Annotated in this window: 13 protein-coding genes; 11 read left to right on the top strand and 2 right to left on the bottom strand. The window is 59.9% G+C overall.

Translation table 11 applies throughout. The features are described 5' to 3' along the window. The first annotated feature begins 33 nt into the window (after positions 1–33). The 3 genes from mgtE (at position 34) to KUV46_00810 (ending at position 4,334) form a co-directional block, all read left to right on the top strand. Positions 34–1,425 carry a magnesium transporter gene (mgtE, locus tag KUV46_00820; protein QYJ00952.1) on the top strand — a complete coding sequence of 464 codons (1,392 nt, stop codon included), beginning with the start codon at positions 34–36 and terminating at the stop codon, positions 1,423–1,425. A gap of 74 nt (positions 1,426–1,499) precedes the next feature. Further along, positions 1,500–3,101, top strand: coding sequence for a glycoside hydrolase family protein (locus KUV46_00815; protein ID QYJ00951.1), 1,602 nt, complete (start codon positions 1,500–1,502; stop codon positions 3,099–3,101). Positions 3,102–3,161: 60 nt separating this feature from the next. Continuing rightward, positions 3,162–4,334, top strand: coding sequence for an isovaleryl-CoA dehydrogenase (locus tag KUV46_00810; protein QYJ00950.1), 1,173 nt, complete (start codon positions 3,162–3,164; stop codon positions 4,332–4,334). A 16-nt stretch (positions 4,335–4,350) separates the two neighbouring features. On the opposite strand, the gene KUV46_00805 is transcribed toward KUV46_00810, so the two are convergent. Continuing rightward, a complete protein-coding gene (locus tag KUV46_00805) occupies positions 4,351–6,309 on the bottom strand; it encodes a response regulator (GenBank protein ID QYJ00949.1) in 1,959 nt (652 codons plus the stop codon). Positions 6,310–6,543: 234 nt separating this feature from the next. On the opposite strand from KUV46_00805, the gene egtB reads away from it, so the two are divergent. The 4 genes from egtB (at position 6,544) to KUV46_00785 (ending at position 10,055) form a co-directional block, all read left to right on the top strand. Continuing rightward, positions 6,544–7,812, top strand: a complete 1,269-nt coding sequence (gene egtB, locus KUV46_00800; protein QYJ00948.1) for an ergothioneine biosynthesis protein EgtB — start codon at positions 6,544–6,546, stop codon at positions 7,810–7,812. After that, positions 7,812–8,750 (top strand): L-histidine N(alpha)-methyltransferase, encoded by a 939-nt coding sequence (gene egtD / locus KUV46_00795; GenBank protein ID QYJ00947.1) that lies wholly within the window; start codon positions 7,812–7,814, stop codon positions 8,748–8,750. The genes egtB and egtD overlap by 1 nt, the downstream gene beginning before the upstream one ends. Before the next feature lie 25 nt (positions 8,751–8,775). Beyond that, complete coding sequence (locus KUV46_00790) at positions 8,776–9,144, top strand: MmcQ/YjbR family DNA-binding protein (protein ID QYJ02326.1); 369 nt, start codon at positions 8,776–8,778, stop codon at positions 9,142–9,144. 77 nt (positions 9,145–9,221) lie between these two features. After that, the gene (locus KUV46_00785; protein ID QYJ00946.1) at positions 9,222–10,055 is read left to right on the top strand and encodes an aldo/keto reductase; all 834 of its coding nucleotides are present in this window, start codon (positions 9,222–9,224) and stop codon (positions 10,053–10,055) included. A 14-nt stretch (positions 10,056–10,069) separates the two neighbouring features. On the opposite strand, the gene KUV46_00780 is transcribed toward KUV46_00785, so the two are convergent. After that, on the bottom strand, positions 10,070–11,905 hold the full coding sequence (locus tag KUV46_00780) for a patatin-like phospholipase family protein (protein ID QYJ00945.1): 1,836 nt from the start codon (positions 11,903–11,905) through the stop codon (positions 10,070–10,072). Positions 11,906–12,048: 143 nt separating this feature from the next. Here KUV46_00780 and KUV46_00775 point away from each other — a divergent pair, with 143 nt between their 5' ends. The 4 genes from KUV46_00775 to KUV46_00760 all read left to right on the top strand — a co-directional run bounded on the left by KUV46_00775 (position 12,049) and on the right by KUV46_00760 (position 16,175). Further along, complete coding sequence (locus KUV46_00775) at positions 12,049–13,656, top strand: methylcrotonoyl-CoA carboxylase (GenBank protein QYJ00944.1); 1,608 nt, start codon at positions 12,049–12,051, stop codon at positions 13,654–13,656. A gap of 175 nt (positions 13,657–13,831) precedes the next feature. After that, the gene (locus KUV46_00770; protein ID QYJ00943.1) at positions 13,832–14,155 is read left to right on the top strand and encodes a hypothetical protein; all 324 of its coding nucleotides are present in this window, start codon (positions 13,832–13,834) and stop codon (positions 14,153–14,155) included. Positions 14,156–14,243: 88 nt separating this feature from the next. Further along, positions 14,244–15,323: an acyltransferase gene (locus KUV46_00765; GenBank protein QYJ00942.1), complete on the top strand. Its 1,080-nt coding sequence runs from the start codon at positions 14,244–14,246 to the stop codon at positions 15,321–15,323. A 60-nt stretch (positions 15,324–15,383) separates the two neighbouring features. Next, on the top strand, positions 15,384–16,175 hold the full coding sequence (locus tag KUV46_00760; protein ID QYJ00941.1) for an enoyl-CoA hydratase/isomerase family protein: 792 nt from the start codon (positions 15,384–15,386) through the stop codon (positions 16,173–16,175). Positions 16,176–16,214: the final 39 nt, after the last annotated feature.

Below are 16,214 nucleotides of genomic sequence, written 5' to 3'. Positions count from 1 at the left end.
CGCCAGAGCCGTCCGGAACGATGGAGAGGCCCCATGTCCGATCTGCCGCAAACCAGCCAGACAGATACATCAGATGAGCCCGGGCGCGAGGCACACCTCGACTATGTGCAGGATGTGCGCGATGCGGTCTGGGATCGCGACACGCGCTGGCTGGCCCGGCTTCTGGGGCGCCTCCACCCGGCTGATGCTGCTGACCTCCTCGAGCAATTGTCCGGCGACGATTTCGCCGCCTGCGTGGACCTTCTCGGCGGCCAGCTGCCGACCAGCATCATTATCGAGCTGCGCGACGAATACCGCGAAGAAGCTGTCGAAGTCCTGCCAGACGACGCGGTCGCGGCCGTGCTTGGTGAACTCGATTCAGATGACGTCACCACGATTCTCGAAGACCTTGAGGAAGAGCGGCGTGAACGCATCCTTGAGGAGCTGGCGCCTGAAGACCGCGCCTCGCTCGAGCAGGGCTTTGCCTATGAGGAAGAGACTGCTGGCCGTCTCATGCAGCGCGAGTATTTCGCCGCGCCTGAGTTCTGGACAGTGGGGCACACCATCGATCATGCGCGTGAGCATGCCGACGACCTGCCTGCTGAATTCTTTGAAGTTTACGTCATCGACCCGGCCCACAAACTGAAGGGCCAGGTGCCGCTGGCGACGCTGCTGCGCACGCCGCGGGACGTGAACCTGTCCGACATCATGGAAGAGGTGGAGTCTGATATCCGGGTCGAGATGGACCAGGAAGAAGCCGCCTACCAGTTCCAGAAATACTCGCTCGCCTCGGCGCCGGTCACCGACGACAATGGCCGTCTGATCGGCATGCTGACCGTCGATGACGTCGTCGACGTCATTCAGGAAGAAAACACCGAAGACCTTCTTGCGCTCTCAGGCGTGAACGCAGCCGACGGTTCTGACACGGTGCTCGACTCTGTAAAGTCGCGCGCGCCGTGGCTGGCGGTGAACCTTGTGACGGCGTTTATCGCCTCGGCGATCATCGCCATCTTTGAAGGCGTGCTCGATCAGGTTGTGCAGCTTGCCATCCTGATGCCCGTCGTCGCGGCGCTTGGCGGTAATGCCGGCAGCCAGGGTCTGGCCGTTGCTGTGCGCGCAATTGCCGAGCGCGAGATGGAAGGGGATGCCGGAAGACGGGCAATCCTGCGTGAAACGCTGACCGGGCTAGCAAATGGCGTGATCTTTGCGATCGGCGTGGGTATCATAGCCTTCGTCTGGTTCCGGAGCCCTGAGCTGAGCCTCACCATATCCATCGCCATGTTTGCCACGTTCATCTGGGCAGGCTTTTCCGGGATCGTTGTGCCGCTGACCCTGAAGCGCGCGGGCGCAGACCCTGCAGTTGCCTCATCGGTCTTCGTTCTGACACTTACAGATATTATGGCGTTCTTCAGCTTCCTCGGCCTTGCGACCCTTATCCTGGTCTAAGGTAGCTTCGTCTGGCCGCCCGGCCTGCGACTTGCAGTGTCAGAATGCATTGTATCGGTTTGGAGCAATTTACTGTGTCAGAACTTCGTACATCAGACGCGGGTCTCAAGCTCATCATGGCGTATGAGGGGTTCCGTTCGGAGTCCCGCAAGCTGCCGGACGGGCGCTGGGTGATTGGCTATGGCCACACCAAGGCAGCGCGCGAAGGTCTGAAAATTACCGAAACCGAAGCCAAGGCCATCCTGTCAGAGTTCGACCTGCCGCCGATCGAGGAAGCGCTCAACCAGCTGTTGCTCGTACCGGTGTCGCAGAATGAATTCGACGCCCTCGTTTCGTTCGCCTTCAATATTGGCATCACCCAATTCGAAAGCTCAGACGTTCTGGCCAGCATCAATGCTGGCAACAAGCTGAAAGCGGCATGGGCGATGGAAAGCTGGCGCAAGGCCCGCGTTGGCCAGCGCGACATGGTTGTTGATCCGCTCGTTCGTCGCCGCGCAGACGAGAAAGCGCTCTTCCTGAAAATAGATGGACCCGTCCCGCACGCGTCCAGCAGCCACTTCCGCCCACTCGTAGATATCGAGGAGACTGATCGCTATCGCCGGCAGGTACAGATGGCGTTCCAGGTCCCAGGCAATCCGGCCAACGACCAGATTGACGAAGAAATCTCCACCGAAGCCGCGGCGCGTCACGTGAAAGACCGCCTGACCCGCATCCTCGGTGAAGAAGAAGATCACGACGACGCCGAGACGGCAGAGCTCGAAACCGATCTCGACCGTGCCCGCGAGGATGACGAGAAGAGCGTCGACGATATCCGCGCTGCAGTGTCCGCGCTTGCTGGCACCTCTGCCGCCAATGAAGATGTGCGCGGCGATCTCGAAGTCGATGCGGACATGGCTGAAGAGCTCGAGACGGCAGCTGTTCCTGAAGAGGACCAGGCTGATACCGATGAGACCGTAGAGGACGAAGACAAGAAAATCTTCTCGATCAGTGCCGACAATGATGTTGAAGAGAAGCCGGCTGAGGAAGCTGAAAGGCCAAAATCATCCCCCTTCGACCTGATCGTGCCGCCTGCTGAGCAGGTTCAGACGGACGAAAGCGACGAGGAATCTGCCGACGATGCATCTGCCGAAGCAGAGGATAAAGCCGACGAAGATGACCAGCCTCAGGACGCCGAGATCGTCGAGGCAAAAGACGTCGCAGCCGGCTCTGCCTCCAGCGAGGATGTGGTTGACTCTGATCGCGCCGAGAAAGAAAACGAAGATCTTCGCGCAGACGCCTTCCAGACCGAAGACTTCGACATTGTGTCCGAACCGCTGAGCGTTGAAGACACCGATGACATGGAAGAGGGCGAGTACAAGGATGAGCGCGGCCGTATCCTGATCGACGATCTGCGCCCGTCTGATGTGTGGCTGTCTGAAGGCCGCAAGGACGATGACGAGACCAAGGAAGGCCCGCTCGAAACGCTGCTGTTTGGCGTGCTCGCGCTGGTTGGTGCAGGTCTGTTCACCTATGGCGGTGCTGGCGAGTTTGGCTGGTTTGGCATGGAGCGTCAGGCCGACACGGAACTGATGGCTTACCTGCCGCCATTCCTGATGCTTCTTGGCGGCCTCGTCTTCGTCGTGATGGCCTACTACTGCTTCAAGGCAATCTTCCCGGGCAAGAAGAAGGAAGACTAGGCCCTAGAAAGGGGCATTCGCCGCATTGGCAATCAGGGTAATCTTGGCTACATCACCGCCATGATCCCGAACACATATCCCACGCTGAACTTTGATCTTGGCGAAACCGCCGACATGATCCGCGATACGGTGAAAAGTTTTGCCGCCGATCACGTCGCTCCTCTGGCCGCAGAAATTGACCGCACCGACGTCTTTCCGCGCCATCTCCTTCCTAAAATGGGTGAGCTTGGCCTTCTCGGCATCACTGTCGAGGAAGAATGGGGCGGTAGCGGCCTTGGCTATCTCGAGCACGTTGTCGCTATGGAAGAAATTTCCCGTGCGTCTGCTTCGGTTGGCCTCTCCTATGGCGCGCACTCGAACCTTTGCGTGAACCAACTTCGCCGCTGGGGCAATGACGACCAGAAGAAGCGTTATCTCGAAAAGCTCGTCACCGGTGAGCATCTTGGCGGCCTTGCCATGTCCGAAAGCGGTGCAGGCTCTGACGTCGTGTCGATGAAGCTGAAGGCCGAGAAGAAGGGCGATCGCTACATCCTCAATGGCTCGAAGATGTGGATCACCAACTCACCCGACGCCGACACGCTGATCGTCTATGCGAAGACGGAACCTGAGAAGAAGTCACGCGGCATCACGGCTTTCATCATCGAGCGCGGCATGAAGGGCTTCTCGGTCGCCCAGAAGCTAGACAAGCTCGGTATGCGCGGGTCTGAGACCGGGGAGCTGGTCTTTGAAGATTGCGAAGTTCCCGAAGAGAACATCATGGGCCCGCTCAATGGCGGCGTCGAAGTGCTGATGAGCGGTCTCGACTATGAGCGCGCCGTTCTCGCAGCTGGTCCGACCGGTATCATGCAGGCCTGTATGGACGTCGTGATTCCTTATGTTCACGACCGCAAACAGTTCGGCCAGTCCATCGGCGAGTTCCAGCTGGTCCAGGGCAAGCTTGCCGATATGTATGTCCAGATGAATGCCGCCAAAGCCTATGTCTACACGGTCGCCAAGGCGTGTGACCGGGGTGAGACGGCGCGTAAAGATGCTGCCGGCGCAATCCTCTACGCGGCAGAACTTGCGACCAAGCTGGCGCTCGACGCGATCCAGCTGCTCGGCGGCAATGGCTATATCAATGAGTATCCGACCGGCCGTCTGCTGCGCGATGCCAAGCTCTATGAGATCGGGGCAGGGACGTCAGAAATCCGCCGCTGGCTGATCGGGCGCGAGCTGTTCGGCGAAACCGCTTGATGGTTATAGGCGGCGACTAGATCGCTGCCTGCAGCCGCTCGTCCGATGTCTGGATGCTGAGTACCTGGCCCATCGCCGTGACCAGCGACCGTTCATCGATCGGTTTCGAGACATAGCCATCAAAGCCCATGCCCAGATACCGCTCGCGGTCGCCCGCCATTGAATCGGCGGTGAGCGCGAGAACAGGGATGAGCCGGTTCGGGCTGGCTGACATGCGCAGCCGCCGGAAAGCTTCGGCGCCATCGAGGCCCGGCATGTGGATGTCCATCAGGACGATGTCGAAAGGCTGGTGGCTGAGCTTGTCGAGCGCTTCATTGCCATCACCCGCCAGCGTCACATCGACCTCGTAGTGTTCCAGAAAGCTCTTTGCGACGCGCAGATTGATCGCATTGTCGTCGACAACCAGCGCGCGGCAGCCAGACAGGCTGGTGCGTGGTCGCGGCTCGCGGATCTGGACCGTCTTGGTGGTCTGCGGGCTGTACGGCATAGAAACATCCTGGGCCGAGAAGGTGAGGGTGAAAACAGACCCTCGTCCCTGCTGGCTGACGACGGAAACATCGCCGCCCATCATGCGGGCTAGCTTGCGCGTGATCGAAAGACCAAGCCCGGTGCCGCCGAATTTGCGCGTGGTCGAGCCATCTTCCTGCGAGAAGCTGTCGAAGATGCGGTCCAGCTTGTTCTGCGCGATGCCGCAGCCTGTATCAGAAACGTGAATGGTAATCTTCTGGGTTTCCTCGTCCTCACCGGGTTCGCTCGACACGACAATCATCACCTTGCCCCGCTCGGTGAACTTGATCGCGTTCGAGATGAGGTTGCCGACGCACTGGCGCAGGCGCACCGGATCGAAAGTCAGGCTGGACGGCACATCTGGGTGGACGAAAAGCTCAAGCTTGATGCCTTTCTCCTCGGCGAGGGCCTCATGAAGCTTGAACAGGCTGCTGAGCTTGTGACGAAGGTCGCTCGCCACAGGCGTTATGTCGAGCTTGCCTGCCTCAATCTTTGAGAGGTCCAGAATGTCGTTCAGAAGCACCATGAGGGCGCGGCCGGAATCCAGAATGATGGAGACCTGTTCGCGCTGGACGCCTGTCAGATCGCTGTGCACGAGGGTCTGCGCCATGCCCAGCACGCCATTTAACGGGGTGCGGATTTCATGGCTCATATTGGCCAGGAATTCCGACTTCATGCGGGTTGCCTGTTCGGCGCGGTTCAGGGCGTCGCGGAGCTCGTGGGCCTTGCGGCGCTCTTCGCGCACATCCTGAATGTGCAGGATGTAAACGGGGTGGGAGTCGCCAGGGAGGAAGGCTGTGTTCAGCGCGATGGACAGGCGGATGCGCGTGCCTGATGGCGTCAGCATCTCTCCGTCAGAGACGTGCTGCATGACGCCGCCGCTTGCGAGTTTGTCCTGAAGTTCCTTGCTACGATAGGCCTGGCCTGTCCCCATCAGTTTATCGACATGCTGGCCTGCCACATCCTCGAAGCGCTGCTCCGAGAGATCTTCAAGAACCGGGTTCATGTAGAGGATGGCGCCGTCATGAGCAGCGATCGCGATGCCGTGCAGCGCGCGGTCGCAGGCGAGACGGAGTAGCTCTGCCTGTTCCTTGGCCTCGTCGCGCTGTTGGGCGATGTCAGTAATCTCGTGCGAGCAACATAGCACACCCCGTTCTGTCGGGATGAGGCTGGTCTTCAGGACCTTGTTCAGCATCTTCGCTGCGCGGCCCTGCGTGGTCACCAGGGATCCCGGCTTACCGGTTTTCAGGCATTCCAGAACGGCCTTCACCATTTCGGAGTCGCGATAGGCGGGATCGAACTCGAAAATGCGCATACCGACGACGCTGCCGCCCTCAGGCAGGATGGACGCATTCATCAGGTCATTTGCATCGATCCATTCAAGATCGATGATTTCACCACTTTCATTCCGGACGGCAGCAGTTTCGCAGACAAGTATCGGAAGTTTGTCGAAAACGCCTGAACGCATGGCCACCCCGGTATATATTGGTTTGAGATATTACCTGAGCGTAACCTTTGGGAGCCGAGTTTTAACAATGGGTTGATCGCGCTGCTACATTCATTGATGTCATTGCATTTTCTGCCGGTTGCGCAGGGATGAGGCAGGTTTGGACACAAGCCTTTCACAACTGACACATTGCCGTCGGGAACACGCGCTATAGTTGTTTGTTAGACCGGAGCTGCCAGTCAAAAGGAGCGCGCCATGCTTTCAGCAAGTCCGTTGGGCGTCTCGAAGGGCGACAAGACACTCCTGCGCGCTTTTGAGCAGGTGCGAGCCTATTCCCGAGAGCTTGCCGCGCCATTGTCTGATGCCGACGCGACCGTCCAGTCGATGGAGGATGCAAGCCCGGCGAAATGGCACCTTGCCCATGTAACGTGGTTCTTCGAATGCTTCGTGCTGAAGCCAAACCTTCAAGGCTACGCGGTGTTCGATGAGACGTTCGAATACCTTTTCAATTCGTATTACGACGCCATTGGTGACCGCCATCCGCGCCCACGAAGGGGCTTGCTGACGCGGCCGACGCTGGATGAAGTGATGTCCTTCCGCGCGCATGTTGATCGGGGCATGGCGGAACTTCTATCAGGCGACCCGGCGCCAGAGGTGATCGAGCTCGTTACGCTTGGCCTCCACCATGAGCAGCAACATCAGGAGCTGTTCCTGACCGACATCCTGCACCTGTTCAGCCAGAACCCGCTGCAGCCAGCTTATCGGCCGTCTGAGCCGCGCCTCATGGAAGGCAGCGCAAAGCCGCTCGACTGGCACCGCTTTGAGGGCGGCCTTGTCGAGATTGGCCATGAAGGCGAAGGCTTCCACTATGATTGCGAGGGGCCACGCCACAAACAGTATCTGGAGCCGTTCGAGATGGCGGGGCGCGCCGTTAGCAATGGTGAGTGGATCGCATTCATCGAGGCTGGCGGTTATGAGGCGCCGGGTCACTGGCTTTCTGATGGCTGGGCCTGCGTCCAGTCAAATGGATGGAAGGCGCCGCTCTACTGGCACCGCAAGGACGGCGCCTGGTGGACAATGACGCTCCGGGGCGCCCAGCCCGTCGACCCGGAAGCACCTGTCACACATGTTAGTTTCTATGAGGCGGATGCCTATGCGAGCTGGGCGGGCGCACGCCTGCCCACAGAAGCGGAATGGGAAGTGGCCGCCGAAGGCCATGATCTACAAGGCAATGATGCCGGGACGGGGCGCCTTAGTCCCGCCATGCAGACCGGAGAAGGCCTGAGCGGTCTTTTCGGCGATGTATGGGAATGGACGGCGAGTTCATTCCTTCCCTATCCAGGCTTCAAGGCACCCGAAGGCGCGGTTGGCGAATACAATGGCAAGTTCATGAGCGGCCAGATGGTGCTGCGCGGCGGCTCCTGCGTGACGCCGCCAGACCACATTCGCCCGACCTACCGAAACTTCTTTCACCCCGACAAGCGCTGGCAGTTCTGCGGCGTCAGACTCGCAAGGAACGCATAATGGACGGCTCTGGAATTGACCCTTTTCTGCAGGATGTTCTGACGGGCCTTGCGCGCGACCAGAAATCGATACCGAGCCGCTGGCTCTATGATGCACGTGGATCTCGCCTGTTCGATGACATCACTGAGCTTGCTGAGTATTATCCGACACGCACCGAGCTCACGATCCTGAATGAGCATGCAGGCGCCATGGCAGACGCCATCGGACCCGACGCTGTCATCGTGGAATATGGCGCTGGCAGCCTCGTAAAGGTGCGCATCCTGCTCGATGCGCTGGAGCGGCCGAAGGCTTTCGTCCCGGTCGATATCTCATCCGAGCACCTGAAGGGCGCGGCCGACGAGCTGAAAGCCGCCTATGGCGATCTCGATGTCTACCCCGTCGCGGCGGATTTCATGGACACCAACCTTGGCAGCAACCTTCCCGATGGCGGTGGCCGCCGTGCAGGCTTCTTCCCAGGCTCGACCATGGGCAATCTGCTCGACAAGGATATCGACAGTTTCCTGCGTACGGCGCGTGAGGACCTTGGCGATGGTTCCTGTTTCATCATCGGCCTCGATCAGCCGAAATCGCCTGACATCCTTGTGCCCGCCTACGATGATGCGAAGGGCGTGACCGCAGACTTCAATCTGAACCTGCTACGCCGGATCAACCGTGAGCTTGGCGGCAATTTCGATCTCACCAGCTTTGAGCACGAAGCGCGCTGGAACAGCGCTGACAGTCGCATCGAGATGCATCTACGCAGCATGAAGGCGCAAAGCGTTGAGGTCGCCGGACGGACCTTCCAGTTCGAGGAAGGCGAGACGATCCATACCGAAAATTCCCGCAAGATTGCCCTCGACCGGTTTGCGCGAATGGCGGAAAGTGCTGGCTGGGAGCTGACCCGCAAATGGACGGACGCCAAAGGACTCTTTGCCGTTATCCTGCTTGAGGCAAGCTGAGCAGGTCGCCCCTTCGAGGGAGGGCCTGTTGGATCTCGGAAGCTATAATCAGTTCTGTGGCGCGCTCGCCCACACCACGCATGTCGTGCAGTGGGGCGGCAGCCATGTGTGGAAGATCGGCGGCAAGGTCTTTGCCATCGCGGGCGAGGATAAGGACGGCAGTTTTCGCTGCAGCTTCAAGGTCTCAGAGCTCGCTTTTGATATTCTGAAAGAACAGCCCGGCTGCCAGGGCGCGCCGCATCTCGCCTCTCGCGGTATGAAGTGGATCCAGCGCTTTTCTGACGAGGCCGTCGATGATGAGGCCCTGAAAGACTATCTGCGCGAGAGCTATCGGTTGGTCTCGCTCGGCCTCACCAAGAAGCTGCAGCGAGAGCTGGGCCTGAACCAGTCATGACGCCGCACCTGCCGGAACCTCACCCCTGACGTCCCGTTGCTTTTCCAAGAGATTGAGAGAGCCAAGAAAGGACCATCATGACCCTGACAACCAAGCACTACGGCGTTGATATCCCTGCAATCGGGTTCGGGACCTGGAAGCTGAAAGGTGAGACGGCGCAGGAATGCGTCTCCAAGGCCATCGAAGCAGGCTACCGGATGATCGACACCGCGCAGGCCTATGAGAATGAGAAAGATGTCGGCCGGGGGATCGCTGATGCCCAGCTGCCGCGAGAAGACCTCTGGGTGACCACAAAGGTCTGGATGTCTGAATATAAGGATGGCGACCTTCAGAAGTCGGTCGAGAAAAGCGTCAGCAAGCTCGGCACCGACTATGTCGACCTGATCCTGCTCCACTGGCCAAATGACGACGTCCCGCTTGAGGAAAGCCTCGGCGCGCTGAACGAGGTTCGCGACAAGGGACTGGCGAAGAATATCGGTGTGTCGAACTTTACGGTGGATCAGCTGGGGCAGGCCGTGAAACTGTCAAAGGCGCCGATCCTGACCAATCAGGTCGAGTACCATCCGTTCATCGACCAGACCCCGGTGCTTGAAGCCGCGCACGCTATCGGCACGTCTGTGACAGCGTACTCACCGCTTGCACAGGGGCAGGTCTTCGACAGCGACATCCTGAAAGAGATTGGCGAGACGCACGGCAAGACGCCTGCACAAGTCGTGATCCGCTGGTTCACGCAGCAGCCGGGCGTTATCACCATTCCGCGCTCTTCATCGCCAGAACACCTGCGTCAGAATAACGATGTGCGGGACTTTGAGCTGACCGCCGAAGAGATGGGCCGGATTACGGCGCTCAAGACGAACAATCAGCGGCTGATCAATCCAAGCTGGGCACCTGAATGGGACAGGGCGGCCTAATCGCCACGGAAAGGTCAGACCTGTTTCAGGTCGACGCCCCGGTGGCTATGGTTTGCGCCGGACGCGGAGCCAAAACAGAATTCATGAAGTGAGCCGCTCGCAAGTGCCTTGCGGGCGGCTTCGTATCCGGCGTCGACAGCTTCGTCATAGGCTGTCCAGTCACGAAGCTCGATATCGCGAAGCTCTGGTACGATCAGCATGTCGGCCAGCTCACGGCCTGCATTTGGATTGATATTCAGCGTCGCCGACCGCATCAGCAGTCCCGCGATGGGCGGGGCTGACGAGAATCCATGCCGCCAGACCCACTGAAAGAAGTTTGGCGGGTTCACGAAGTCTTCTGCCTTGAGGCCCTCTGGGGCGCGTGACACATCCGCGCCGATGACCATGCCGCGATGAAGCTCTCGCATGACGTCGGTCGGGAAATTGTTGAGCACGGCCCCGTCGACCAGAACCTCGCCATTATGCACCACCGGCGGCAGGATCCCCGGCAGAGAAATCGTTGCGCGCAGGGCGGTGCGAAGCTGTCCCTTACGATGAACCCGGTAGGTGCCATCCGTGAGGTTCGTCGACACGGCAAAGAACGGGATCTGAAGCTCATTGATGTCGACATCGCCAAAATGCTCTTCGAGGCGGCGGTTAACCCGCTTGCCCCGCACCATGGAGATGACGGGCAGATTGTAGTCGCCAAGCGGATTGGTTTCGACGAAGGCTTTTCGGATGCGCCTGTCGATCTCTGCGTCATCCCAGCCCATCGCCACGCAGGCGGCAACCACCGCGCCCATCGACGCACCGCCGGCAAAGTCGATCGGTATTCCGGCTTCGCGGATGGCGCGGACAACGCCGATATGGGCATAGGCGCGCGCGCCGCCGCCCGAAAGCAGGATGCCGGTCGAGCGCCCCGCCATCACGCGGGCGAGGCGGTCGCAATTCCCGGTATCGAGCCCTTTCCAGTGGAACAGCCGTGCTGCCCCTGACGCTTCCAGCCAGTCTGACGGATGGGAGGCCTGGCGTTCCGAACTGTGATGCAGGAGGATGATATCGACCAGCTGAAGCGCCCGCGCTGGCGAGTCATGCGACGGCATGAGCGGCTTTGAAGGACGCGCATCGGCGCGCCCGAATACCCAGACGCGGTCAGCCTGCCTCGTTGAGAGCCGGAACCATGAAGAGTCGCCAACCGAAGTGACCAGCATGACGATGTCATTATTGGCCTCAAGCTCATCGAAGAAGCCGGTCGGCTTGTCGCGCCCTTCGGCCTCGTCGATGATCCGGCACTTCATGTTGAAGCGGGCAATTGCTGTCTGCAACGCCTCGGCGCGCAGCATAAGATCAATGGTCGGCGACGTGGCAACCAGCGCAAAGACTTTTGGTGCGTTGCGCTTGTTCGGTTTGCGCCCTTCGCGCAGCCGCGCCAGCATCACCTGGATCATCGAAGTCAGGATGTCCGGATCAGCCTTTGTGATCCGGTCAAATCCCTTGCGAGAGATCTCAAGAATTTCGGAATCGCGCAGTGCATAGACCGAGCTTGTATGCGGCGCATTGTCGGGCAGGCCGTCGCCATTGATATCAACCGCGCCCTCAAAAAGCGCCATCTCGCCAACTGGCTCACCGGCGCGGATATGACCCAGAAAATCAGAGCGCCCGTCCGGCATTGTCCTGAACGCGCCAAGCGATCCGGATAGAACGAAATAGATCGACTCGGAGATATCGCCGGCCTTGAACAGCTCCCAGCCGGCAGGAAGGGCGAACCATCTTGCTTCGCGCCCAGCCGCTTTCAGCGCGCGCTTCGGGACATCTCCCAGAAACGGGATCGACTTCAGCGTTGGCGCGATATCCAGACTCATCAGTGCCACAGTGTGTTCCCTCAGAGTGGCGTTGAAAAGGCCTCTCTACGGCCAGTTATAGGCGCAGATATATGTCAGTCTGGTTACCGCTGCGGGATGACATTGCCCGCAACCGGCGATAGGTCTGCAAGAAACAGTCTCCGGGAGGGCCAATGCCCGTACTGAAATCTACGCTCGACACATCTGGCGAAAAATTCTCGTCGAACCGGCAGGCCATGGAGGCGCTGCTCGAAGAGCTGAGGCAGAAGAGCGCAAGCGCCGCGCTTGGCGGTCCTGAGCGGGCACGCGAGCGTCATACAGAACGCGGCAAGCTGTTGCCCCGTGAGCGGGTCGAACGCCTCATTGATCCGGGCGCCCCCTTTCTTGAGATCGGCGCGCTTGCCGCGAACGGCATGTATGATGATGAGGCGCCCGGCGCTGGCATCATCACGGGCATTGGCCGTGTCGAAGGCCGCGAATGCATGATCGTCTGTAATGATGCGACGGTGAAGGGCGGGGCCTACTTCCCGATGACGGTGAAGAAGCATCTGCGCGCGCAGGAAATCGCGATGCAGAACCATCTTCCCTGCATCTATCTGGTTGATAGCGGCGGCGCGAACCTGCCGCACCAGGCAGAGGTCTTCCCGGACCGCGAGCACTTCGGCCGCATCTTCTACAATCAGGCGCAGATGAGCGCGAAGGGCATCCCGCAGATCGCTTCGGTCATGGGGTCATGTACCGCAGGCGGCGCCTATGTGCCTGCCATGTCGGATGAGACCATCATTGTCCGCAAGCAGGGCACCATCTTCCTTGGCGGCCCACCGCTGGTGAAAGCGGCGACCGGCGAAGAGATTTCAGCTGAAGATCTTGGCGGCGCAGACGTCCACGCCCGCAAGTCAGGTGTGGCGGACCATTACGCGGCCAGTGATGAGCATGCGCTGGCCATCGTCCGATCGATTGTGCGCACCTTGCATCAGCCAAAGCCAGACACAGTCGGCTTCACGGACGTTCGAGAGCCGCTCTACAATCCGCAAGAGCTTCATGGCCTTGTGCCGCGCGATGTGCGCGAACCCTATGATGCACGCGAAGTGATTGCGCGCACCGTCGACGGGTCTGAATTCCATGAGTTCAAACAGCTTTATGGCGACACGCTGGTCTGCGGCTTTGCGCATATCTACGGCATGCCGGTCGCGATCCTTGCCAATAATGGCATCCTCTTCTCTGAAAGCGCACAGAAGGCGGCGCACTTCATCGAGCTGGCCGACCAGCGCCGCACTCCGCTCATCTTTCTGCAGAACATTACCGGCTTCATGGTCGGCTCCAAGTATGAGGCAGGCGGCATCGCCAAGGACGGCGCCAAGATGGTGACGGCCGTTGCCACCGCATCGGTGCCGAAGTTCACCGTCGTGACAGGCGGCAGCTTCGGGGCTGGCAATTACGGCATGTGCGGCCGGGCCTATAGCCCGCGCTTTCTCTTCATGTGGCCAAACGCCCGTATTTCCGTCATGGGCGGCGAGCAGGCGGCCTCTGTTCTGGCGACGGTCCGACGCGATGGGATGGAGCGGCGCGGTGAGGAATGGAGCGCGGCGGATGAGGAAGCCTTCAAGGCACCGATCCGCGAAGCCTATGAGGCCGAGGGCAGCCCGTACTATTCCACCGCACGTCTCTGGGACGATGGCATAATCGATCCTGCCGATACGCGCCGGGTGCTTGGCCTGTCGCTGGCCGCAGCGCTCAATGCGCCGCTTGGTGAGCGCGGGTTTGGTGTCTTCCGCATGTAGGTTTCATCGACCTGTCGGAAGCTTAATAAGTCCGTTTGGTCGTTGATATTTTGAGGCTTTCTCCAAGCAGCTCGCGTTGCATAGACGCCTAACCGCGTTGTAACGCATCCCCCGTGCCAAGCTGTGCGTATTCTCCTCGCATCTCAGAAAGAGATCGCAAGAAATGGAGTAAGTTATGAAACGCTTTGCAATTGTTATCGCCGGTGCCGCAGCAGCAGGTGCCCTCGCAGCCTCCGCAGGTGAAATGTCCGCCTTCGGCGACGTAGATACCGATGCCAGCGGTACCATCTCCCAAGAGGAGTTTGTCGCCTGGAAAACCGCTGACGGCGATGTGACAGAGGCAGAAGCCACTGAGAAGTTCGCCATGATCGACGCCGACTATGACGGCGAAGTCAGCGAGGCAGAATACGAAGAGGCCAAGGAAGCTTGGGCCGAGAAGAAAGACGCCTCTGACGACATGACGGATGATTCCGACATGGATGTGGACGCCGACTACTAGGTCACGTCCTGACAATTAGACCAGCGAAGGGGCCTGCACATGCAGGCCCCTTTTGCTTGCGCACAGCCCCGGTCCATGCCACCCGGTCATGCCATCCCTTGAGGCGGAGTTTGGTGCCCTGACTGCGAACCGTTTTGACCTCCTGCGACTGGTTTTTGCCGCCGGTGTCACCGTGTTTCACGCTCTGGCGCTGACCGCGATTGCGCCAGATGACGCTCTCGAGACATCGCTAGGCGCGCTTGCTGAAATTTCCATTCAGGGCTTCTTCATTGTTTCGGGCGCGCTCGTTTTCGGGTCGCTCATGCGTTCGAGGTCGCTTAGCGATTATGCGGAGAAACGCGTTCGGCGGCTTTATCCTGCCTATGCCGTCATAATCCTGATACCCGCCCTTGTCAGCCTTGTCTTGGCCGGGCCCGACGCTTTTGGCGGAATTCTTCGCTACCTCGCCGCCAATCTTGTTTTCCTGAACTTCCTTGCGCCGGATCTCCCGGGCTTGTTTGAGGGCCAGCGTTTCGAAGCCGTCAATGGCGCGCTTTGGACGCTCAAAGTGGAAGTGATGTTCTACCTCGCGCTCCCGATTATTGCCTGGATGATGCGACGGGCGGCCAAAGCTCAGTGGGCCGTGCTGGCATTCCTCTATGTCGCGGGGGAGGCGTGGCGCCTGCTGCTGGAACCAGCGCTTGGCGTTTCGCAGGCCTCACCGACACTGATCGCTCTCGCGCCGGAGCTTGCGCGCCAGCTGCCGGGCCAGATGGCGTTCTTCGCTAGCGGTATGGGTCTATGGCTGGTCTGGGACCGGGCGAAGGAGAAGACAGGCCAACTCGGCCTTATCGGGCTGGCGCTTTTCGCCGGTTCATTTGTGCACCCAATTCTGGAGCCATTGCGCGCGGCAGGACTTGCGGGCCTGATCGCCTGGGCAGCGTTCGCGCCCGGCCCGGTTCTCAACGCTGCGCGCTATGGCGACATCAGCTATGGCCTGTACATTACCCACTTCCCGATCCTTCAGGGGCTGATCATGGCAGGTGTCTTCGCAACCGCGGGGCTGTCTGCGGGTTTTGCTATCGCAGCGCTACTCACGCTGGCCGCGAGCTTCCTGCTCTGGTGGTTTGTCGAGAAACCGGCCCTTCGCCGTGACAGTCATTACAGGCAGGCTGCAAAGGACGGCTAACGCCCATTCCAAAACGGCCGTGTCAGGCCTAACGTCATCTTCAGACCACAGGAGATTTTCATGGCCTACGAGACCATTTCCCTCGATGCGACGCCGGGTGGTATCGCTGTCATCACGCTGAACCGGCCGGAAAAGCACAATGCCTTCAATGCTATCGTCATTGAAGAACTGACCGACGCCATCGAGACCCTTACAGAGCAGACGACCATTCGCATGGTTATCCTGCGCGGTAATGGTCCGAGCTTCTCCGCCGGCGCCGACCTCGAATGGATGAAGGCCGCTGCCAGCTATTCGCGCCATGAGAATGAGGAAGACGCCTTCAAGTTGGCAGAAATGCTGCGCAAGCTTGCAGCCCTGCCGCAGATGACGGTCGCACTGGTTCACGGCGCGGTCATGGGCGGCGGCGCAGGTCTTGTGGCGGCTTGTGATGTGGCTGTCGCCATGAAGGACACCAAGTTCCGCTTTTCAGAGGTTCGCCTCGGCCTGACCCCGGCAACGATCAGCCCCTTCGTGATCTCGGCCATTGGCCCGCGCTGGGCAAAGGCGCTTTTCGTATCGGCTGAAAGCTTCGACGCTGCCTTCGCTGAGCGGATCGGCCTCGTCCAGTATGTGGTCGAGACCAATGAAGGCCTTCTGGAGATGGAAGAGTATCTGGCTGACCTTGCGAGCAAGGCTGCGCCCGGTGCGATCCATGACAGCAAGCGGCTGGTGCAGGATTTCGCCGGTGTCGCCATCGACCAGTCGCTCAGCCATGAAACGGCCAAGCGTATCGCCGCCCGCCGTGTCAGCGATGAGGGCAAGGAGGGCCTCAGCGCCTTCCTCGAAAAACGCAAACCCGGCTGGGCAGAGTAGGCTCGGGCGCCCGGGCAGGCCTTGAAATTGCCGCGCCCC

The organism is Thalassovita mediterranea, assembly GCA_019448215.1.
Lineage (GTDB): Bacteria > Pseudomonadota > Alphaproteobacteria > Caulobacterales > Hyphomonadaceae > Henriciella.
Note: the sequence above shows the minus strand (reverse complement) of the source record. Positions and strands in the feature narration are given on the sequence as shown.